The 21,264-nt window shown below is 40.5% G+C and carries 17 protein-coding genes and 1 pseudogene; 13 read left to right on the top strand and 5 right to left on the bottom strand.

The features are described from left to right. Positions 1 to 61 precede the first annotated feature (61 nt). The 3 genes from H2672_RS08515 to H2672_RS08525 form a co-directional block, all read right to left on the bottom strand. Positions 62 to 394 (bottom strand): DUF3139 domain-containing protein, encoded by a 333-nt coding sequence (locus H2672_RS08515; protein ID WP_186670896.1) that lies wholly within the window; start codon positions 392 to 394, stop codon positions 62 to 64. Between the two features lie 108 nt (positions 395 to 502). Further along, positions 503 to 739 carry an ATP-dependent Lon protease gene (locus H2672_RS08520; RefSeq protein WP_186670897.1) on the bottom strand — a complete coding sequence of 79 codons (237 nt, stop codon included), beginning with the start codon at positions 737 to 739 and terminating at the stop codon, positions 503 to 505. Positions 740 to 900: 161 nt separating this feature from the next. Further along, positions 901 to 1,140, bottom strand: coding sequence for a hypothetical protein (locus tag H2672_RS08525; protein ID WP_186670898.1), 240 nt, complete (start codon positions 1,138 to 1,140; stop codon positions 901 to 903). A gap of 457 nt (positions 1,141 to 1,597) precedes the next feature. On the opposite strand from H2672_RS08525, the gene H2672_RS08530 reads away from it, so the two are divergent. The 7 genes from H2672_RS08530 to H2672_RS08560 all read left to right on the top strand — a co-directional run bounded on the left by H2672_RS08530 (position 1,598) and on the right by H2672_RS08560 (position 10,241). Then, entirely contained in the window at positions 1,598 to 2,533 is a 936-nt protein-coding gene (locus H2672_RS08530; RefSeq protein ID WP_186670899.1) for an ABC transporter permease, read from the top strand. Next, positions 2,533 to 3,471: an ABC transporter permease gene (locus tag H2672_RS08535; RefSeq protein ID WP_186670900.1), complete on the top strand. Its 939-nt coding sequence runs from the start codon at positions 2,533 to 2,535 to the stop codon at positions 3,469 to 3,471. The genes H2672_RS08530 and H2672_RS08535 overlap by 1 nt, the downstream gene beginning before the upstream one ends. A gap of 111 nt (positions 3,472 to 3,582) precedes the next feature. After that, entirely contained in the window at positions 3,583 to 4,563 is a 981-nt protein-coding gene (locus H2672_RS08540) for an ABC transporter ATP-binding protein (protein WP_186671111.1), read from the top strand. 59 nt (positions 4,564 to 4,622) lie between these two features. Beyond that, positions 4,623 to 6,272, top strand: coding sequence for a peptide ABC transporter substrate-binding protein (locus H2672_RS08545; RefSeq protein WP_186670901.1), 1,650 nt, complete (start codon positions 4,623 to 4,625; stop codon positions 6,270 to 6,272). A gap of 277 nt (positions 6,273 to 6,549) precedes the next feature. Beyond that, positions 6,550 to 7,491: a C40 family peptidase gene (locus H2672_RS08550; protein WP_186670902.1), complete on the top strand. Its 942-nt coding sequence runs from the start codon at positions 6,550 to 6,552 to the stop codon at positions 7,489 to 7,491. Then, on the top strand, positions 7,488 to 8,501 hold the full coding sequence (locus H2672_RS08555) for an ABC transporter ATP-binding protein (protein ID WP_186670903.1): 1,014 nt from the start codon (positions 7,488 to 7,490) through the stop codon (positions 8,499 to 8,501). The genes H2672_RS08550 and H2672_RS08555 overlap by 4 nt, the downstream gene beginning before the upstream one ends. Positions 8,502 to 8,693: 192 nt before the next feature. After that, the gene (locus H2672_RS08560) at positions 8,694 to 10,241 is read left to right on the top strand and encodes an AbgT family transporter (protein WP_186670904.1); all 1,548 of its coding nucleotides are present in this window, start codon (positions 8,694 to 8,696) and stop codon (positions 10,239 to 10,241) included. A gap of 647 nt (positions 10,242 to 10,888) precedes the next feature. Here H2672_RS08560 and H2672_RS08565 read toward each other — a convergent pair. Together H2672_RS08565 and H2672_RS08570 are read right to left on the bottom strand one after the other, a co-directional pair. After that, positions 10,889 to 12,223, bottom strand: coding sequence for an aspartate aminotransferase family protein (locus tag H2672_RS08565; protein WP_255485614.1), 1,335 nt, complete (start codon positions 12,221 to 12,223; stop codon positions 10,889 to 10,891). Next, positions 12,223 to 13,926 (bottom strand): sigma 54-interacting transcriptional regulator, encoded by a 1,704-nt coding sequence (locus H2672_RS08570; protein WP_186670905.1) that lies wholly within the window; start codon positions 13,924 to 13,926, stop codon positions 12,223 to 12,225. The genes H2672_RS08565 and H2672_RS08570 overlap by 1 nt, the downstream gene beginning before the upstream one ends. Positions 13,927 to 14,115: 189 nt before the next feature. Between H2672_RS08570 and H2672_RS08575 the strand changes: the two genes are divergently transcribed. The 6 genes and pseudogenes from H2672_RS08575 to H2672_RS20080 all read left to right on the top strand — a co-directional run bounded on the left by H2672_RS08575 (position 14,116) and on the right by H2672_RS20080 (position 21,088). Next, positions 14,116 to 15,273 (top strand): amidohydrolase family protein, encoded by a 1,158-nt coding sequence (locus H2672_RS08575; protein ID WP_186670906.1) that lies wholly within the window; start codon positions 14,116 to 14,118, stop codon positions 15,271 to 15,273. Positions 15,274 to 15,295: 22 nt separating this feature from the next. Then, complete coding sequence (locus H2672_RS08580) at positions 15,296 to 16,675, top strand: APC family permease (RefSeq protein WP_186670907.1); 1,380 nt, start codon at positions 15,296 to 15,298, stop codon at positions 16,673 to 16,675. Beyond that, positions 16,668 to 17,858, top strand: coding sequence for a M20 metallopeptidase family protein (locus tag H2672_RS08585; protein ID WP_186670908.1), 1,191 nt, complete (start codon positions 16,668 to 16,670; stop codon positions 17,856 to 17,858). Before H2672_RS08580 ends, H2672_RS08585 begins: the two co-directional genes overlap by 8 nt. Beyond that, positions 17,855 to 19,222: a glutamine synthetase family protein gene (locus tag H2672_RS08590; protein ID WP_186670909.1), complete on the top strand. Its 1,368-nt coding sequence runs from the start codon at positions 17,855 to 17,857 to the stop codon at positions 19,220 to 19,222. Before H2672_RS08585 ends, H2672_RS08590 begins: the two co-directional genes overlap by 4 nt. 690 nt (positions 19,223 to 19,912) lie before the next feature. Then, positions 19,913 to 20,623: pseudogene (ltrA, locus tag H2672_RS20075) on the top strand (group II intron reverse transcriptase/maturase); the annotation flags it as partial. 72 nt (positions 20,624 to 20,695) lie between these two features. Further along, positions 20,696 to 21,088: a group II intron maturase-specific domain-containing protein gene (locus tag H2672_RS20080; RefSeq protein ID WP_483315863.1), complete on the top strand. Its 393-nt coding sequence runs from the start codon at positions 20,696 to 20,698 to the stop codon at positions 21,086 to 21,088. Positions 21,089 to 21,264 lie beyond the last annotated feature (176 nt).

A 21,264-nucleotide genomic window follows, 5' to 3' on the forward strand; every position in this document is an offset into this window, starting at 1 on the left:
TATACTTCTTCTAATTCCCTAATTTTGAAAGGGAACCGTTTATAATCGCCCCCTTTTTATTTCATCCGTATGGCTCGTAATGCTTTAATTTATCTGTTGAAAGAATCGTAGAATCTATTGAATGATATTCATACTGTCCTATCTTTTCTTGATAGTGAGCAAAATAAATATACACAACATTTGGTTCATCTGAAAAAATGACGTTAACCCAATACTTTGGCAGCCCTGCAAGATGCCATTTACCTTCAATTGACTGTATATCTTCCTTAACGTATGACATCTCATCTGTCAGGAAGTGTTCAATTTTATTTTCGTACAAGCGTTTTTTTGTTTGTACAATATAAAACGGAACAAATAATAAAATTACCAACCCAATTATAATGAACTTTTTCATTCAATCCACCCCAATACGTAATCTGTCCTTTGTTTAACTAATCGACTTTCGAAACATTTTTTTAAAAAGAAAGATATCCAAATTACAGCAGTTCTTGTTCAACTAAAGCTACCCGTTGGTATCCTTTTCTTTTTCGTCTCTCTCTTTTATATATCTTTCGTATGCCAATTTCACCCTATCATTGCTATTGATCGGTACTACTTGTTTATGAATTTCATTAATTAAAATAAATGACCTAAAAATTACTCCAACAATAATTGCACATAAGATATATATACCAATGGGTCCGAGGAAAGCCAAAACACCCAAAAGTCCAGCAAATAGAACAGATAATAACAACTTCATAAAAATCCCCCTTTATCCATCTACCTTTATTCAACTAAATGTTCCGATTGTTGAACAAGCTTGTATGTCCCATACACAACAGGTTAACATAACGCCACTTCACGGAAGTATTTAACTCAATACTTTAACTAAACCACCCGTTAGTTCAATAAGTTAAATTACTATACTGTTTTTCGCTTTTTTAGTGAAAACAGAAGCAATGCTATGGCAAAGCAAATTATTGAAATAAGTCCGACAAACTGTATAGGTGGTTCACCTGAAAGTAAATATAAAGAAATTGGTAATGTTACAAAACCCAAACTTAAATAACTTTTCCAACTACGAACAATCAACGTATAAATCAAATTGATGACTGATAACAAAAGTGACAAACTAAATAGAACAGAAAATAATATCCCCATACATTCGCCTCCTCTTAGTACTTTACCCTATGTTGTATTAACTACTTATTTCCGACTTCTATATATACCTTTTTCTTAAACTAACCATCCCCATTAGTTGAATAACAGTTCACTAATACTATTTAGAATTTTAAACCTGCAACTTTCAATAATCATACTACATAAATAATTAATTTCCTTTTATTGTTGGAATACTTCAATAAACATATGAAAAAAAGAACTGCTTAAAGCAATGCTAATTTGTATTTGAATTTAGTGTTATTTGTTTTGATAGTAGCGGTGTTATTTAAAGTGTTTTACCACTCAACTGAAAGGGTTAGGATTACTTAGGGGAACGGTTTTTTCTTGGTGATGATATTGTAATATTCATAAGAGTTTGATAGAGTTATAATTAGCCATTTATTTGAATAGCTAGATATAAAAAGGGAGAATGACAAAGAGTCTGGGGGAATGATGCATGGCTGTATACATAGTCAAACGGTTTTTCATGATGATTGCTACGATCCTGATCATCGCAACATTGACGTTCTTCCTAATGCATTCAATACCAGGATCGCCGTTCGATGAAGAAAGGACAACGAATCCGACGATTCAGGCGAACCTTGAAAAGTACTATAAACTTGATCAGCCAGTTGCTGTTCAATACGTCTATTATTTAAAATCAATTGTGACGTTTGATTTTGGGCCATCGATTAAAAAGCCGAATGAGACAGTGAACAGTTTGCTTGCCAGGGGATTCCCGATATCATTCGAACTTGGGATGATTACAATTCTTGTCGCAGTCATATCGGGTGTTACTCTTGGCACATTCGCGGCGCTCCGGCATAACGGATTTATTGATTACATGGCAATGACCTTCGCTGTCGTCGGGATATCCGTTCCGAACTTCGTGCTTGCGACGCTGTTAATCCAGCAAGTCGCCGTTACATGGCAATTGCTACCACCTGCAACGTGGAGTAGCCCACTTCATATGATATTGCCGACATTGGCGCTTGCGACTGGCCCGACGGCAATTATCGCACGGCTGACGCGGGCAAGTATGCTTGAAGTGTTGACGCAAGATTATATGAAGATGGCACGTGCAAAAGGGCTTACACCGTTCCGTATTGTCGTGCGCCATGCACTTCGTAATGCACTTATGCCCGTCGTCACTATAATGGGAACGATGCTTGCAGGGATTTTGACAGGGACATTCGTTATTGAGAAAATCTTTGCGATACCTGGAATGGGAAAATATTTCGTTGAAAGTATTAATAACCGAGATTATCCGGTTATTATGGGATCCACCGTCTTCTACAGTGCATTTCTCGTTTTCATGCTGTTCCTCGTCGACATCGTTTATGGCTTCCTAGATCCGCGCATTAAACTGCACAGGAAGGATGGTGATGTGTAATGGTACAGAAAGACAAAAGCGTAACTATTCCTGATGAATGGTTCAAACCAAAGGGAAAGAACTCAGACAAAATAGAAACGGTCGTCAGGCCATCGCTGTCCTATTGGAAAGACGCCTGGCGCCGCTTGCGGAAGAATAAATTGGCAATTAGCGGACTTATTTTTCTCATCATATTAACACTGTTTGCAATCTTCGGTCCGATTTTCTCGCCGCATACTGTAACGCAAACGAATTTACCGAATCAGAATCAAGCACCCTCTGCTGAACATTGGTTTGGGACAGATGAGATGGGACGCGATGTTTTCACTCGGACATGGTACGGGGCGCGTATTTCATTGTTTGTAGGTGTCATGGCAGCTTTAATCGATTTCTTCATCGGAATTATCTATGGTGGCATTAGCGGTTATAAAGGTGGTCGGACCGACACCCTTATGATGCGCATTATCGAAATACTGTATGGATTGCCGCATTTGCTTGTTGTCATTTTGCTGATGGTTGTTATGGGGCCAAGTTTGACGACAATTATCATTGCGCTGACCATCACAGGCTGGGTCGGAATGGCCCGTATCGTAAGGGGACAAGTTCTCCAAATTAAAAACTATGAATTTGTTACCGCCTCTAAATCATTTGGGGCAAAGACTCCGAGGATTATCCGGAAAAACTTATTACCAAATACGATGGGGCCGATTATCGTTCAAATGACATTGACTGTACCGAGTGCAATTTTCGCAGAAGCTTTTCTAAGTTTTCTAGGGCTCGGTATACAGGCACCGTTTGCAAGTTGGGGTGTCATGGCGAATGATGCACTTCCAGTTATCCTTTCTGGACACTGGTGGCGATTGTTCTTCCCGGCAATTTTCATATCAATGACGATGTTTGCTTTTAACGTTCTTGGTGACGGTATGCAAGATGCACTCGATCCGAAATTGAGGGGGTGATGGGTTTTGAATGAACATCAATTTGATAATGCGAATGCGCTCGTTTGTAATCGGAATGAAGATTTAGACAGACAGAAGGGCAAGAATCGAAAAACTGTTTCAACCGAAAAGGTGCTAACTGTAGAAGAGTTACACGTATCATTTAAGACATTTGGTGGTGAAGTCCAGGCGCTCCGCGGTGTATCGTTTGAGCTGTACAAGGGAGAGACACTTGCAATAGTAGGTGAGTCTGGGTGTGGCAAAAGTGTAACGGCAAACACAATCATGGGGCTGATTCCGCAGCCGCCTGGAAGAATAAAGAATGGCAAAGTCCTGTTCAAAGGTAAAGATCTGACGAAGTTGAGTAAAGCAGGTCTGCGGAAGATTCAAGGTGTTGATATTTCGATGATTTTTCAAGATCCGATGACCGCCCTAAATCCTACACTGCAAATTGGCGAACAGTTGACTGAAGGATATCGAACACATCACAAGGTGAGTAAGGCAAATGCGCGGGAAAAAGCGATTGAAATGTTGGAACTAGTAGGCATTCCGAATCCCGAAGAGCGGCTGAAACAATACCCGCACCAGTTTTCAGGAGGAATGAGGCAACGAATTGTCATTGCGATTGCCCTCATTTGCGAACCCGAACTGCTAATTGCAGATGAACCGACGACCGCGCTTGACGTTACAATCCAAGCACAAATTCTTGAGCTATTTAATGAAATTCAAGAAAAGACAGGCGTATCTATCATCCTTATTACGCACGATTTAGGCGTTGTCGCCAAAATTGCTGATCGAATTGCGGTCATGTATGCCGGTAAGGTGATTGAAATAGGAGAGAAGCGTGAGATTTTCTATACGCCGCAACACCCTTATACGAAAGGGCTACTCAACTCGGTTCCACGGCTTGATTTGAAAGAAGAGGAACTACAGCCGATTGAAGGGACGCCGCCAGATCTGTTTGCACCGCCTGTAGGCTGTCCGTTCACAGCGAGATGTCCGTTTGCGATGGATGTCTGCGACCGTGTTTATCCTGAAACAACACATCTAACTAAAAACCATGCAGTTAATTGCTGGTTACAGGATGAACGCGCGAAACTGGTTTTCACCTAAACGTTGGCAATACGCACGAAAGTGCTTCCATATTCATCACAAACAAAGGGGGATTTTGTATGAAGAAGTGGTTGACGTTTATCATTGTAGCCATGCTTGCACTCGTGCTGGCAGCTTGTACAGCTACGAAGGATGCCGGGAAAGAACCAGAGAAGGTCAAGGATACTAAAGGCGAGGAAAAGAAAGAAGAAACGGTGGCAAAGGAAAAAATCCTATACTTAAATAATGGTGAGGAACCAACATCGTTTGATCCATCAGTTGGATTCAATGCTGTTTCGTGGAGCGCTTTGAATAACCTGATGGAAGGACTGACACGGCTAGCGGAAGATCACCTAGCTGTAGAAGCCACCGCTGAGAAAATCGATGTTTCCGAAGATGGCCTGACATATACATTCACGATTCGTGAAACTGCGAAATGGTCGAATGGGGATCCTGTTGTTGCGGGTGATTTCGTTTTCGCTTGGCGTCATATGCTTGATCCGGCAACAGCTTCACCTGCTTCGTTCCTAGCGTATTTCATCGAAGGAGCGGAAGCCTATAATACTGGTGAAGGTACTGCTGAGGATGTCGCTGTAGAAGCGCCGGACGAGAAAACATTAATCGTGAAATTAACGGCACCGAATGAGGCGTTCTTAAATATTATTACAAACCCAAGTTTCTTCCCAATCAATGAAAAAGTGGCGACTGCCGATCCGAAATGGTTCACAGAAGCGGCATCATTTGTTGGGAATGGTCCATTCAAATTAGCATCGTGGGATCATGATGTAAGTTTAGTTTTCGAAAAGAATGAAAATTATTGGGATGCAGCGGCTGTGAAGCTCGACAAAGTAGAGTGGGCTATGGTCAATGATCCAACAACAGAATATCAGATGTACGAATCGGGTGAGCTAGATGAATCAGGAGTACCACCTGAACTAGCGGAAAAGTTAAAAGATAGCGATGAACTGCGAATCGATGACCAAGCGGGACTTTACTTCTACCGTTTGAATACCTCGATGGAGCCTTTCACAAATACTAAGATCCGAAGAGCATTCGGACTTGCGGTTAATCAGCAAGAAATCGTCGACTACGTGACGAAAAACGGCGAAAAGCCAGCACATGGTTTCGTCACATACGGATTTATCGGTCCGGACGGCAAGGAATTCCGTGACTCTGTAGGGAACCTTGTTGAATTTAATAAGGATGAAGCGAAAAAGCTTCTCGAAGAAGGTATGAAAGAAGAGGGCTATACGGAATTACCAAAAGTGGAATTGACGTATTCAACAAGCCCATCCCATCAAAACATCGCGGTAGCGCTACAAGCGACGTTCAAGGAAGTTCTTGGCGTTGACGTAGGCTTGAAAAATATTGAGAGCGCAGTTTTCGCATCTGAACAAAAAGAGTTTAAATACCAGATGTCCCGCTCTTCTTTCTTGCATGACTATGCAGATCCTGTAAATGCACTTGAAAGTTTCATCACAGACTCGTCTATGAACCGGACGACGTGGTCGAATGCGGAGTATGACAAGCTTATTACAGACATTAAAAATGAAACAGATGAAAACAAACGTTGGGAATTGCTGAAACAGGCGGATCAGCTTCTAATGGAAGAAATGCCTGTCTTCCCGATTTATTATTATAATCAGACGACGCTTGAAAAACCTGGTATTACCGGAATCTTGCGCCACCCGGTTGGTTATATCGATTTGAAATATACGGATAAGAACTAAGTGAAAGTCGCGGCGTCCGTTGTGGCGCCGCTTTTTTTCTTGAATAGTTGATGCTGTACCGCTAACTTTAGGATTGCCAGCCGCATTATGCGTCAAGTTAGCCAAACGTACCTCGCTTCAATTTTGATGCACCGCTTATGCTGGCGAAGGATATCGTCCCAGGCGGAATAGTCTAACAAGAAAGTACGATTTGTTTACTAGAAACGTCAGGGCTGCGCAATGACTTTGGCAATGGTTATGAACAGATGGAGCATATAGATAAAGGAGTGGAAGGTTGATGGAAACGACTGTAAACACCTGGTATTGTGCGGTCCCGGTTGCAACCGTGTGGACTTCACCTGAATCTGTCCGGGTGATTGATGAACCTGGAACAGCGAACCCAGTCCGGTTAACGGAATGGCTTGGGAAGTTAACGTATGAACCACGCCTTGACTTGTGCGATGGCAATCGGATTCAGACGCAGTTACTGTTTGGTGAACCGGTCATCGTTGAAGATGTGCAAGGGGATTGGGCGAAAATCATTGCTGTCTGGCAATCATCAACTAAAGACGAAAGAGGTTATCCGGGTTGGGTCCCTCTTGCGCAGTTAAAGGAAGCACAACCGATACATGCGACTGGATTTGCACGAGTGACGGCAGGAAAAGCACAACTTTGGAAATTGGACGGTTCTCCTTCCGTGATTATTCCTTTTAACTCGATTCTCCCCTATATCGGAGAGTCTGGTGATCATTTACGCGTGTGCGCACCTGATGAAGAAGTCTTGCTACTAAAACGGGATACGGAACTGGCGCCATCTGTTCATCAATTTAGAAAAGAACAACCTTCTGTAGCGGTTGATAAAGGGCTTGCGTTCCTCGACCTGCCTTACATATGGGGAGGCATGTCTTCGTATGGCTATGATTGTTCCGGTTTTACATACAGTATGTTGAAAGCTTGTGGGCACTCTATTCCACGGGATGGTGGTGACCAAGCAAGAGTTGGTGTGGAAATTCCAGTAGACAATCAGTCGCTCTGGAAAAAAGGAGATCTTCTATTCTTTGCTGATAATGAAGGAAAAGCGAGTATCCGTCATGTCGGGTTTTATTTTGGTGACGGGTTGCTCCTTCATTCCCATTCCACGGGGAAATCGGTAGAAGTGATGAAGCTTGCAGGCACTAAATTGGAGAAAGAACTTTGTGCTGTCCGACGTTACGGTGTGACAAAGGAGGGAACGATATGACACAACCGGCATTATTGTCTGTAATAGAATTGAAACGTTATTTCGATGTTGGGCGCGGGGACCAGTTGAAAGCAGTCGATGGAATCAGTTTTGATATTTACAAAGGTGAGACGTTCGGCCTTGTTGGTGAGTCGGGTTGCGGTAAATCGACGGCGGGCCGTACGATTCTAGGCCTGTACAATAAGACAGACGGGGAAGTGTTGTACGACGGTCAAAGCGTTCACGATATGACGAGTAAAGAGAGACGGCATTTCTTAAAGAGAATGCAAATGATTTTCCAAGATCCATATGCATCATTGAACCCGCGTTCCACGGTCTATGAGATTATTACTGAGCCAATGCAAATCCATGGTTTGTATAAGACTAAGAAAGAAATGCGCAATCGTGTCAATGAATTATTGGAGGATGTCGGGTTAAGCGGGGATCATGCGAACCGTTACCCACATGAATTTTCTGGTGGACAACGCCAGCGTATCGGCATCGCGCGCTCGCTTGCACTTGATCCGGAATTCATCATCGCGGATGAACCGATTTCAGCACTGGATGTATCCGTACAAGCGCAAGTCGTGAAGCTGTTGCAGCGGTTACAGCGGGAGAAAGGTTTGACGTATTTATTCATTGCCCATGATCTGTCGATGGTGAAATATATTTCAGACCGTATTGGTGTCATGTATCTCGGGCATATGGTCGAGTTGACGACGAGTGCACAGCTCTACGAGAAACCGCTACACCCCTATACGGAAGCGTTATTATCGGCCATTCCAATACCTGATCCAGACATCGAAGAATTACGTGAACGTATTTTGCTACAAGGTGAACTACCAAGCCCCATAAATCCGCCGTCAGGTTGTGTATTCCGTACGCGTTGTCCATACGCTATGCAGGTCTGTGCGGAATTAAAGCCGAAATGGCTCGAAAAGGAGTCCGGGCATTTCGTCGCCTGTCATCTGCATGATGAAAAAGTGATGGCACGAAATGATACGATTGTAGTACCCGAGTTGTCCCAATGAACCTGGACAGCTTTTTTTGTCCTTGTGTGGCTCTCAAACTTGGCAGAGCTGGCTCTATTTAATGTCGATATTTTGGATACGAGAGAGGTGTCAAATTATTTAGATTAATTTGACAACGACGATAAATATAGTAATCTACTAGTAGGTACATCATTAAATGTGTACCGAAAATCGAGGTTAAGGAGGAAAAAAATGAATCCACCCAAAATTACAAAAGAACAAAAGGGCACAAAGCGTGGTTTTTTTAATAAGTTTTTAGATTTCATTGAAAGATATGGAAACAAATTACCTGACCCGGTAATGTTGTTTGTCTATATCGCAGGCCTTATTTTAGTTTGTTCAACAATTTTTTCGTTACTTGGAACGACGGCGGTAAATCCGGGTAACGGCGAAGTAGTTGCAGTTGTTAATTTACTAAATGGAGAAGGATTTATTAAAATACTAACTAATCTCGTAACGAACTTTACAAGTTTTCCACCGCTAGGGCTAGTACTTGTAGTTATGCTGGGTGTTGGAGTTGCAGAATCAACCGGCCTAATTGGAACTGTTATGAAATCGACAATTTTAAATGCGCCTAAAAAACTAATTCTACCAACGATCGTTTTGGTAGCTATTGTTGGGAACGCAGCTGCAGACGCAGCAATGGTTGTCTTACCTCCGATTGTTGCAATGATTTTCATTGCTTTAGGGCGGCATCCCATTGCTGGTTTAGCTGCAGCTTATGCATCAGTTGCAGGCGCATTTAGTGCGAATTTAATATTGAGTGTTTTGGATCCACTAGTTGCGGGCTTTACACAGACGGGTGCTCAAATGATTGATCCCGAATTCATTGCGAATCCAGCGATGAATTATTATTTCTTAATCGCTTCCACGTTTGTGTTGGTCCCGACAGCTGTTTTCGTCACAACTAAAATCGTAGAACCACGTCTTGGTAAATATGAAGGGAAAATTGAGACGTTGGATGAAGTAACAAGTGTAGAGAAGAAGGGTTTACTATGGGCGGGAATTTCTGTTGCGGTAATGGTAATTATAGTCCTTAGTCTATCAATTCCCGAAAATGGACTGTTTAGGCATCCAGAAACAGGCTCGTTAACGGTTTCACCATTAATGGATAGTCTTGTGCCACTAATGATGATTTTGTTTCTAGTACCGTCAATTATTTACGGGAAAGTTGTTAAAGTCATTAAAGACTCGAAAGATTTAGCGGAACATTTAGCTAAAGCTATGTCTGGGATGGGGATGTATATAGTCATCGCATTCGTAGCGGCACAGATGATTGCCTACTTTAACTGGAGTAACTTAGGTCCAGTTGTTGCAATCAAAGGGGCAGAAACTTTAGAAGCAATTGGGTTGACCGGGCTTCCACTGTTAATTGGCTTTATTATTGTGGCGGCGCTTATTAACTTCCTAATCGCAAGTTCTTCAGCTAAATGGGCTATTCTAGCTCCAGTATTCGTACCAATGTTTATGATTTTAGGCTATAGTCCAGCGTTGACGCAAATGGCATATAGAATTGGGGATTCCATTACAAATCCGGTTACGCCAATGCTTGCCTATTTTGCCATTGCCTTAACTTTTGCGAAAAAGTATGATCCGAAGATGGGGATTGGTACATTCATGACATCGTTGTTACCGTATTCCATTGCGTTTGCGATTATGTGGATTATTTTGTTCGCGGGTTGGTATTTACTTGGAATACCACTCGGACCAGAAGGGGAATTGTTTTTGAAAACTAAATAGGTAGTGAAGTAGGATGTTGGAAAAACGTATCCACTAGTGAATGAGTTTCGGATGGCTGCGTGAGGGACTATTTAGGTTATTCAGTACAACTGTATAATAATAGAATGGAAACCAGACAAATTGGCGAATGTCTGGTTTTTTTGAATGTTTTAGAGGAACGACCACTGTGCGCGAAGCTATTCAGTAAATACAACACAATTCTATAATAATACATAGTAAATCTATACCTAAGCGATTTTTCTTTACCTTTTGTCTGACACCGGTACCTCTCATTCTTACTGTAAACTAGTTGTTGCAACGAAAGCGCCGATAGAGTCTATTGTTGTCCGAGGATGGATAGAGTCGACTTCGGACTTTAATCTAGTGTTCATAAATGCTTTAGTAATAAATACAGTGCCTTTCGTTGTTACTATATAAGAATCAAATAGCCTTCGACGGAATATGCACTAACCTAAAAATAATGAAACAATATAAAACACTTCCGGGGTAGTACACTTGTAAAAAGTACTTTCATAGGAGGTGTTTTGCATGGAAAAAAACGTGTATTCAGGTGAATTGTCGTATAATCTTGCTAATTGCAACCTGAAAGTAAAGGGTTGTGAAGTAATGGTTTAACCACTACATCACAACCATTTAAGTTAAATAACTTAACCCCAACCAGCAAATTCGAGTACTTTATTTGTATCAAAACTTCCAGATTCAATATCAATAAATACCTGTTCCAACGTGATTAGCGCATGCTGAATCTCTTGAGAGCTAATTGTCAATGGGGGAGTAATTTCTAATACATTCCCGTGTATCCCGACGTTATATATAAGTAACCCTAACTCATAAGAACGATAACAAAGGGCAGCAGTCTTAAGTGCATCCGGTTTTTTTGAAAGTTGATCTTCCACGATTTCGACTCCGAGGGCTAATCCTTTTCCACGTACATCACCGATACATGTAAATTTCTTCTGTAGCAATTTCAAACCATCCATGAAACGAACGCCTTGCTGTTCTGCATTAGATAGTAATTGTTCGTCCTCAAGAATTCGAATACTTTCAAGCGCAGCACACGTAGATAAAGGATTACCACTTGTCGTAAACATATGTCCAGCAGCAACACAGTCTAAAATTTCTTTCCGTCCAACGACGGCACTAATTGGCAAGCCTGCACCAAGTGATTTCCCTAGCACAACTACATCTGGAATAATGCCCGCGTGTTCAAATGAAAACCATTTGCCAGTCCGACCCATTCCAACTTTTACTTCGTCGAGAATTAGGTAAATACCGTATTGGTCACAAACTTTACGCAATCCTTGAAGAAATTCTTTAGGCGGTAAAATCATTCCACCATCACTCTGAATGGCTTCTATAATAATTCCAGCTGTATCCTCGGCAGGGCAAATTGTCGCGAATACTTCATTCAAAAAATGAAATGTTTGCTCAGTTAATCCCTCACTAATTCCACTAAACGGTCTGTACAAATTAGGGTAGGGAATCTTCACAACATTTCCCCGACCTTCAAATTTAGATTGTGCACTGTGACCCGAGAGTGATGATGCTCCCATTGTTTGTCCGTGATAGGAGCCCATAAAAGAAATTAGCTTTGACCGTCCTGAAGCAACTGGGATGAATTTGCTGATCAAATCGTTTGCATCTGAGCCGGAATGACCGAACCAAACTTTTTTTTCGAAGTTACCGGGGACAATTTTAATAAGTTTCTCGGCCAATTCAATCATTGTTTCACTTGGTGCACTTAATTGTGTAGTAAAGGATAAATTCAAATATTGCTGGTATATACTTTCTGCAATTGATTTTCTACCATAACCCACGTTCGCTACAGCCCATCCAGCTGTTAAGTCTAAATAATTCTTCCCATTCAAATCAGTAATGCTGCATCCTTTTGCGCTTTTTACTGTCAACGGGTGGAAGCGTAACTTCAAACCTTCAGAAATATACGCTTTATCCTTATTTAATAACTCAGTTTCATTCATCATCAATCATCTCCCCGTATTATTTCGATCTCATATTTGCGGATTTTGTAGTTTAGGCTTTGTCGTGATAATCCCAATTTTTCAGCAGCATTTGTAATATGCGAGTTGGTTTTTTTTAGCATTCTAACGATTAACTCCTTTTCGAAAGCTTCTACCTGTTCGGTTAATGGGAGTGAAGACATTTGTTCTATCGAAATTGAAAAATTTTCCCTATCGTCATTTCTCTCATAGATATATGTGGGTAAGTGCTCGGGTAAAAGAACTCTATCCTCTAATAAAAGTGCTATTGCTCCTTCGATAATGAACTCGAGTTGCCGAATATTTCCGGGATAACTATATTTTGAAAGGATGCCAATTGCTTCTTCAGATACTGTACATTGCTCATTTATGAAATGTTGGACAAGTAAAGGTATATCTTCTTTTCGTTCACGTAAAGGGGGAATGTTCAATGCAATTCCACTCAATGCAAAAAAAATGTCCTCCAATAAGTGACGCTTTTTAAGTGCTGTATTCGGCTTTTCATCTAATAAGGCTATAAAGCGAATGTTTACAGGGAAAGCAGTTGTTTTACCATACCTAAATAATTGTTTGTCTTGAATAACACGTAATATTTTTTCCTGCAAGCGAAGACTCATTTTACTAACTTCATCCAATAGTAATGTGCCACCATTTGCGCCCCACAGTAATCCTTCAGAAGTTGAATTTCCAAATAGAATTTCTTCAAGCAACAAATCAGGTATAGCACCACAATTGATCGAGTGATAAGGTTCACCCTGTTTGGAATGAGTTGCTATAAAATCTCCAAGAATGTTTTTTCCAACTCCAGTTTCCCCGTATATCAGTACATTAGCGCTTGAATTACTTGCCTTCTCAGCGTCAAGAATGGTTTTTTTCATCGTTTTATTTGAAAAGTCATGTACTTTTTGTCTCTTTTTAGTAGGCGGAAGAGTCGCATCAAGTGTCATAGTGGCTTTTTTCATGTTATAAATTGATGCTAACATTGCTTCCTTTTTGGAAAAGTCTTTAACAATCGAAAAAGCACCGATTTTTCGATTGCCTAAAAATAGAGGTTCGCTAATCCTGTTAACGATATATCTTTTTCCACTGTTTGAAAAGAAGGATTCATTTTGAACAATCTTTCTATCTGTGGTTAATGAATTCAATAATGGGTCTTGATGTTGAGTAGCTTCTTTTACGAGCGTTGTATACGGTCTTTCCCGTACACCTATGGGTTCTTTTGAATCCAACTCGCCCATTTTTCGATTGTAAAAAATGATCTTACGATTATTATCGATAAAACAGACCCCTTCATCCAAAGCGTCCAAGATTCTATGGAAGAGTCGAATATGCATTTGGGCATCATTTAGTTCGGTGGATAATTGTTGAATACTGGTGATGTTTTTCAAGACCAGCAATACATTTTCATCATCGATAAAACGAAGATTCGCGAGTAATTGATTCATGCCAATTGATAATGTAATATTTCGCATTTCCTGTTTGTTAATATAAAACATCTCTAAATCCTTTGAAAGAACAAGGTCAATTATCCTTTTTCCTATTAAGTCACTATGCTTTAGTCTTGGAAATAAGTCCAATACTGCTTTGTTAATAGAATGAATAAACCCTTCATCGTCTGTGAAAATAACACCTTCAAATAGATAGGGAGCTATTTCATATAAATCTAAAGTAGGTTTTGAGTGTTTCAAATTTAATCACCTCGAGAAAATATTTTTCGTTTTGTTGCATGACAAATCCAAATAGTCATATAATTAACTCTATCATACAGGGAACTCATATGGTTACATTATTTTTTGGGTTTTCTGTTTAAAAACTAACAAATAAAGAAAAAATATTTGCGCAAAATCAGCATTCGATTAAGAAGGAGAGAATAAGAGATGGAAAAAGTAAGTCTTGGTGGTATAAAAGTAGTCGACGTTCACGCACATCCATTCAAAGAGAGTGTAGAAATGGAAACGCCAGTGAGTTTCCTTAGGAAGTTATCTCTTTCAGTTATTCCAGAAATGTTTACTAGTGTCGATGGCCTGGAAAAGCATCATCCATATCCAGGATCGAATATGTGGATTCAAATACTATTGCGTAACATGGCGAAATATTATTCTTGCGAAGAGGATCTGACTTCTATTGTTGAAGCACGCAATATAAGAGCTAAAGATTATGGCCGTTATACGAAAGAACTGTTTCAAGATGTTAATCTGCAAGGAACAATTATGGATTTTGGTTATCCTCAACCTCCGCTTGATCGGGTTGAATTTGAGAAGTTAAGTGGTGCAAGCGTCTGGGAAATTAGCAGAATCGAACCAATTATGATTACGGAGAGCAAACGAAGTACAAATTTTGATGAATTTGTTTGCCAGTATAGAAAGCGTTTACAAGAAGATCTGTCGATGGAAAAAGTTGTGGGCTTGAAAACAATCATTGCATATCGTAGCGGATTAGAAGTATTTGAAATGAATAAAGAAGAAGCTGAAAAATCATATAGAGAGTTTTTGGAGAATGATCGTTCTCCGGCAAAGGCTTTCAGAGATTATTGCTTCCACATTGCGATGGAAGCTTGTACTGAAACGGATAAGTTTATGCACATCCATACAGGTATTGGTGATGGAGAAGTCGTTATGACAAAAGCGAGTCCAAGTTTTCTACTAGATACATTGCGTAAAGACAAATACAAAGATACGAAAGTCCACTTGGTTCATGGGGGGTATCCTTGGATGGAAGAAGCCGCTTTCATAGTCAGTATCCTTCCAAATGTCTATATGGATATTTCACTGCAAAATCCATTTACAGGCCATGGCGTTGAACGGATTATTTCACAAGTTCTTGAGTTGGCTCCATTCGATAAAGTGATGTATGGATCAGACGCTTTTACAGTTCCTGAAATGAACTGGATGGGTGTAAAGCTCTTCGCGGAATGTTTTGAACGTGTTTTGAATAACTGGGTTGAAAAAGATTATATGACTGCTGAGAAAGCAAGATATATTGGGGAAATGATTTTATACAGAAACTTTGAAAAAGCATACAAGATTAAATTATAAGCAAATACGGGGGGGATAAGAGATGAGTAATAATATACAATTGGATCTCGTACCAAAAAGAACGTTAAAGTTTTGGCATATTTGGGCGCTGGGGGTAGGTGCGGTTGTAGGTGATGGAATCTTTCTCTTGATGGGTGAGGGAATTGCTATTGCCGGACCAAGTTCAATTGTTTCGTATATCATTGCTGGATTATCACAATTATGTCTAATTATCGCATTGACAGAAGTGGCTGTTGCCATGCCGAACGCGGGGGCTATGTCGATGTGGGTAGAGCGAATGATGGGGAAATCATGGGGTTTCCTAGCAGGTATTACATTTGGTATTGGTTGGATCATTGCAGGGGGAAGCGTTGGACTTGCGTTAGGTAAAATAACCATGTGGTTCTTCCCATCATTAACAGGCAGTTGGTGGCCGACATTCTTTGCCATTCTGTTCATCACCATTTTTGCTTTTATTAATATGTTGGGTGCAGTAATTGCTGCACGACTCCAGTTGTACTTGGTGTTATCTTTGGTCGGTGTCATGGTAATATTTGCACTAATTGGTTTAAAGGATGTAGACATGGTAAACTTCACACCTTTCATGCCGTTCGGTTTTGAAGGATTCTTTGGAGCAATTCCACTTGGTACATATGCGTATCTTGGTGCATTGACGTTAGTAACCGCAGGTGCTGAAGCTATTAATCCTGAACGAGATTTACCTAGGGGATTAATTTGGTCCAGTATTACGTTTATTGTCATTTACTCATTAGCCCATTTTGTATTACAAGGAATCATTCCTTGGAATGAGGTAACAACTGATAGTTCCCCGTTCACAGTTGCTGCTGGTCATGTATTCGGAATTGCTGGAGCATTTATTATGAATGCCGCTGCTTGGGTTGCTGCTGCAACAACAATTTTAATGGGAACAATCTATGCGACGTCTCGTATATTTTATCAGCAAGCAAGAGAAGGGATGCTTCCGAAATTCCTTGGGGCAATCAATCCCAAAACGTATACACCCGTAAACGCTATTATCGTTATCTGGGCTGCAACTGTTTTGTTAGTTCTTATCGGACAATTCAATCCAGATTTCATTTACATCGAGTTAACAAATCAGTTGGTAATAGCTTGGTTATTCTCATGGAGCCTTGCTTTGATAGCTGCAGTACTGTTTCGTATTAAGCACAAAGATGAAATCGAGAAATTAAAATGGAAACAACCGCTTTTCCCATTGTTCCCGATTTTAGGTTCTATAGGAATGGTTGTTGTACTTTACGGAACTTTTATAAATTCACTAATGACTTTAGTACGAGGCGGCATATGGCTGACAATTCTATTCGTATTATTTGCAATCTTTAATAAAAGTGCTTTTAAAAAGGGTGCAAACGAGGCAAAGGCAGGCGAAATAAAAAATGACTGATTCGATCCCAGAAGTGTCACTAGAATTAAACAATGAAATTATCACAATCCGTAGGCATTTACATCAACATCCGGAATTGTCTTTTAAAGAATTTGAAACCTCAAGCTATATTTGTAAGGTTCTAAATAAGTGGGACATTCCTTATCAAACGATTGGTGAAACAGGAGTTTATGTTGATATTGTTGGATCAGTTGATGGTCCAGCAATAGGTTTAAGGGCTGATATAGATGCCCTTCCGATTTTCGAAGAAGCGGATGTTGACTACAAATCTACGAATGATCACGTTATGCATGCATGTGGACACGATGGTCATACGGCCATTTTACTTGGTGCAGTACATGAACTTCATTCAAATAAACACTTGATAGAAGGTACAGTCCGCTGTATCTTTCAGCCAGGCGAAGAAGCAGATGGGGCAGCACTGGCATTAATCGAACAGGGTATTTTAGATAATCCGAAAATCGAAGCGGTTATCGGACTTCATTTATGGCCATACATTGCGTTTGGATCAGTTGGATTTAAGAATGGGAGTATTACAGCGTCATGTGATGATTTCAAAATTGTTATTAAGGGGAAAGGCGGTCATAGTGCACGTCCTCATGAAGCGATAGATGCTATTGCCATTTCTGCACAACTCATTCAAGGATTTCAAATGGTGACAGCTAGAAGTTTCAATCCTGTTCACCCCATGGTCATTCATGTCGGAAAAATCTCAGGTGGAGAAGCAAGTAATGTTGTGGCTGATACTGTTGTATTAGAAGGAACTGTACGTTCGTTGCAACCAGATGTACGTAAAAAGTTGCAACTTGAGATTGAGAAAGTTTGTAAAGCCGCTGAAGTACAATGGAATGCAGAAGTAACAGTGAAGTTTGTCTTAGGAGCGCCTCCAATTGAAAATGATGCTTTAATAACAAGAGAATTCGAAATTGTGGCAAGGAAGCTCCTTGGTAATGAAAATGTCGTTGAATTGAAAGATACTTCTATGGGAGCAGATGATTTTGGATACTTTTCTGAAAAAGTTCCAAGTTTATATTTTAGATTAGGTATAAAAAAAGAAAATGAAGTATCCTATGACTTGCATCACCCTAAGTTCCATTTTGACGATGCGGTACTTGCTACGGGAGTCAAGTTGTGTTCAAATTTTGCAATTAGTCTTTTACGGAAAGGGAGGCAGGAAAAATGAAGAGTGAAGTGTTAGAGAAAACAAATGACATTGAAGAGGTTCTAAAGAAAATAGAGCAAGAAGGAATAGATTATATACGCATAGAATTTCTTGATTACACGGGGATAACTAGAGCGAGAACAATACGTAGAGAGCATATTGCAAGTGCTATGAAGGATGGCGTTAATTTTAGTGCTGCAATAATGGACTTTACGATGTTTGACACATATGTACCAAATCCATTACACGGTGTAGAAGCCGGAGACTTTTTCGCTATTCCAGATCCAGATACATATGTTGTATTACCTCATCGTAGAAATACAGCAAGAATGTTTTGTGATTTGTATGATGAAAACGGAAATCCTTGGGCTGGTTGTCCCCGCGGTGTATTGAAAAAATTGCTTAAAGAAGTAGAAGAAGTTTTAGGTGGACAAATCAATATGGTGTACGAACAAGAAGCATATCTTTTGAAAGAGGAAAACGGTAATTTGGTTCCTGCTGATAGCAGTGCATGCTTCTCATCAGACGGTTTGGATATTCAAGAAGAATTCGTACAGAAATTTATTGAAACAATGGCTGAAATGGGTGTAGAAACGGAACAGATGTCCAGTGAATTTGGTCCAGGACAAGTTGAAATCAATTTGAAATATAACAAGTGTTTAAAAGCAACAGATGATCAAGTAACATTTAAACAGTTATTTAAGCATCTAGCGAGGGATATGGGAATGATTGGAACACTTGCGCCTAAACCGTTTAATGACTTAGCGGGCAGTGGATTACATGTTCATATCAGTTTGTTTGACGGTAATAAAAACTTATTTAAAGATATGAGTGACGAAAGAGGACTAGACTTATCAGAAACAGCGTATCATTTCATGGGCGGTATTCTGCATCATGGTAAAGCTTTATCAGCAATTGGTGCTCCGACTATGAACTCCTACAAACGAATGATTCCAGGGTCATGGGCACCAGCACATGTTTGTTATGGTGTCGGAAACAGATCAGTTTTAGTTCGTGTGCTTGAGCCAAGAAGAGAAAGACGTTTCGAATACCGAGGCGCTGATGGAACATGTAATCCCTATTTACTGTCGGCCTCATTGATTGCAGCAGGACTTCATGGTATTAGACAGCGTATGGATCCTGGTGCACCATTGGAAGAGGATGCGGGTGCATTGTCTAATCAGGAACTGGAAGCACTTGGTATTGACTGGATTCCACGTAATTTAAAAGAGGCATTGCATTATTTGTCGGAAGACTCGATATTAGCTGATAGCATTGGACGAGAGATTTGGCAGGAATTCATCAATGTGAAAAATGAAGAGTGGAATCAGCATTTCTACAGAGTGGATGAATGGGAACGCAAACTATATGCTGATAAATTCTAATAATTAGATAAAATGACCGTCTGCAGTTTCAAGCAGGCGGTTTTTATGTTCGCCCTGCATGGGCGAATACTCGGTGGTGAAAGTCCACTACAGGCTTGGCAGTAGGAACTGTTAGCGAAAGACAAGGTGGCTATCGTGAGGTAGTGGCTGAAGGAAGTCGGACGCAGACTCCTGAACTGACGAACAGAAACTAGATATAAGGCTGAATTAGGTCGGATAAGGTTGCAACACAAACTGAAGTCCAATACTGCCCGAAACCTATACAGTAAATCTAGCGATTACATGGGAGAAAAGTATTCGCTCTTACCGGGGGAGGTCTTACGAGGGCGCAGTGCAAGTTAAATGATAACGAACCAGTGCAATCTTTGTGGTGACATGGAGATGAATCGTAAGAAGTCAGCAGAGGTCATAGTAGCGTTCGCTGACAGGACGTGAAGGACTGAACAATAATAATTTTGAGGATACAGGGAGGTATGGAAATTGCGACAACCGCAGAAAACAGGGAAACCTGGCTACCGTCAGAGAGATAATGTGGAACATGAAGGGTACGACGGAGTGCACAGTGATCTCCACGGTGAACTGAACAATCAAAATGGTGTAAATCTGTTTGAGAAAATTCTTTCGAGGAATAATCTCAATCAAGCTTACCTACAAGTTGTCAGAAATAAGGGAGCCGCAGGCTTAGACGGTATGACTTATGACCAGCTACTCCCACACTTGAAGGAGCAAAGGGAAGAATTACTAGTGAAATTACATAACGGAACTTACCGCCCGCAACCCGTGTTGCGGGTTGAAATTCCTAAACCAGACGGTGGTGTAAGAAAATTAGGAATTCCAACTGTCATCGACCGAATGATTCAACAAGCAATCAATCAAGTCTTACAACCCATTTTTGACCCTACGTTCTCCGATAATAGCTTTGGGTTTCGTCCAAAGCGTAGTGCACATCAAGCTATCACGCTAGCGAAGTAGTACTACGAACAAGGATACAAATGCGTTATAGATATGGATATGAAAGCTTATTTTGACACAGTGACCCACGATAAACTTATGTACTATATTGAGAAAAAGGTCCAAGACAAGCGTGTTTTACGTCTTATTCGCCAATATCTCAAGAGTGGTGTTATGATAAACGGTTTATTTCAAGCATCCGAAGAAGGAACTCCGCAGGGAGGAAACTTATCACCACTATTAAGTAATATTTACTTGAATGAATTCGATAAGCTCCTCACGATACGCGGGCACAAGTTCGTCCGTTACGCTGATGACCTTAATATTTACGTCAAAAGTAGACGGGCAGGTTATCGAGTGATGGAGAGTTCAATCAACTTCCTTGAAGGTGAACTAAAATTAACCGTAAATCGTGAGAAAAGTGCGGTAGGAAGTCCATTGAAACGAAAGTTTCTAGGGTTCTGCTTATTGGCAACTAAAAACGGTGTCAAAATTCGACCACATCAAAAGGCGAAATCTACTGTGAAGCAAAAGTTGAAGAAAATAACAAAGCGAAACAGAGGGAGAAGCATTGAAGTTCTATTCAAGCAAATCAAGCAGCTAATGACGGGGTGGATAAACTACTACGGTATTGGTGAAATGAAACGCTTTATGAATGAATTAAACGGTTGGTTGAAACGACGAATCAGGCAATACATTTGGAAACAGTGGAAAAACCCACGAACCAAATGTAAAAACCTTATTCAACTAGGTATCGAAGAGCGAAAAGCCTATGAATGGTCAAATACCCGAAAGGGTTACTGGAGGATTTCTGCCAGTTACATCCTTCACAGGTCATTAACAGATGGAAAACTGGTACAACTCGGATATATGGATATATCCGTGAAATACCAGTTTGTACACTCAAATTATTGAACCGCCGTATACGGGTCCGTACGTACGGTGGTGTGAGAGGGTCGAACGAATCAAACATCTGATTCGTTCACTCTACTCGATTAATTATTTAAGGTGCCTAAAAACTCACCGGCATATAGCGGAGAAAGTTACCGATTAACTGAAGCATTATTACGTATCAACTGAAACAAAATAAT

The sequence above is a fragment of the Sporosarcina sp. BP05 genome, from assembly GCF_014282005.1.
Lineage (GTDB): Bacteria > Bacillota > Bacilli > Bacillales_A > Planococcaceae > Sporosarcina.

What these genes read in the sequence shown, in the direction of transcription:
- H2672_RS08515 (WP_186670896.1), bottom strand. Translation starts at nt 394, where the DNA reads ATGAAAAAGTTCATTATAATTGGGTTGGTAATTTTATTATTTGTTCCG.
- H2672_RS08520 (WP_186670897.1), bottom strand. Translation starts at nt 739, where the DNA reads ATGAAGTTGTTATTATCTGTTCTATTTGCTGGACTTTTGGGTGTTTTG.
- H2672_RS08525 (WP_186670898.1), bottom strand. Translation starts at nt 1,140, where the DNA reads ATGGGGATATTATTTTCTGTTCTATTTAGTTTGTCACTTTTGTTATCA.
- H2672_RS08530 (WP_186670899.1), top strand. Translation starts at nt 1,598, where the DNA reads ATGGCTGTATACATAGTCAAACGGTTTTTCATGATGATTGCTACGATC.
- H2672_RS08535 (WP_186670900.1), top strand. Translation starts at nt 2,533, where the DNA reads ATGGTACAGAAAGACAAAAGCGTAACTATTCCTGATGAATGGTTCAAA.
- H2672_RS08545 (WP_186670901.1), top strand. Translation starts at nt 4,623, where the DNA reads ATGAAGAAGTGGTTGACGTTTATCATTGTAGCCATGCTTGCACTCGTG.
- H2672_RS08550 (WP_186670902.1), top strand. Translation starts at nt 6,550, where the DNA reads ATGGAAACGACTGTAAACACCTGGTATTGTGCGGTCCCGGTTGCAACC.
- H2672_RS08555 (WP_186670903.1), top strand. Translation starts at nt 7,488, where the DNA reads ATGACACAACCGGCATTATTGTCTGTAATAGAATTGAAACGTTATTTC.
- H2672_RS08560 (WP_186670904.1), top strand. Translation starts at nt 8,694, where the DNA reads ATGAATCCACCCAAAATTACAAAAGAACAAAAGGGCACAAAGCGTGGT.
- H2672_RS08565 (WP_255485614.1), bottom strand. Translation starts at nt 12,223, where the DNA reads ATGATGAATGAAACTGAGTTATTAAATAAGGATAAAGCGTATATTTCT.
- H2672_RS08575 (WP_186670906.1), top strand. Translation starts at nt 14,116, where the DNA reads ATGGAAAAAGTAAGTCTTGGTGGTATAAAAGTAGTCGACGTTCACGCA.
- H2672_RS08580 (WP_186670907.1), top strand. Translation starts at nt 15,296, where the DNA reads ATGAGTAATAATATACAATTGGATCTCGTACCAAAAAGAACGTTAAAG.
- H2672_RS08585 (WP_186670908.1), top strand. Translation starts at nt 16,668, where the DNA reads ATGACTGATTCGATCCCAGAAGTGTCACTAGAATTAAACAATGAAATT.
- H2672_RS08590 (WP_186670909.1), top strand. Translation starts at nt 17,855, where the DNA reads ATGAAGAGTGAAGTGTTAGAGAAAACAAATGACATTGAAGAGGTTCTA.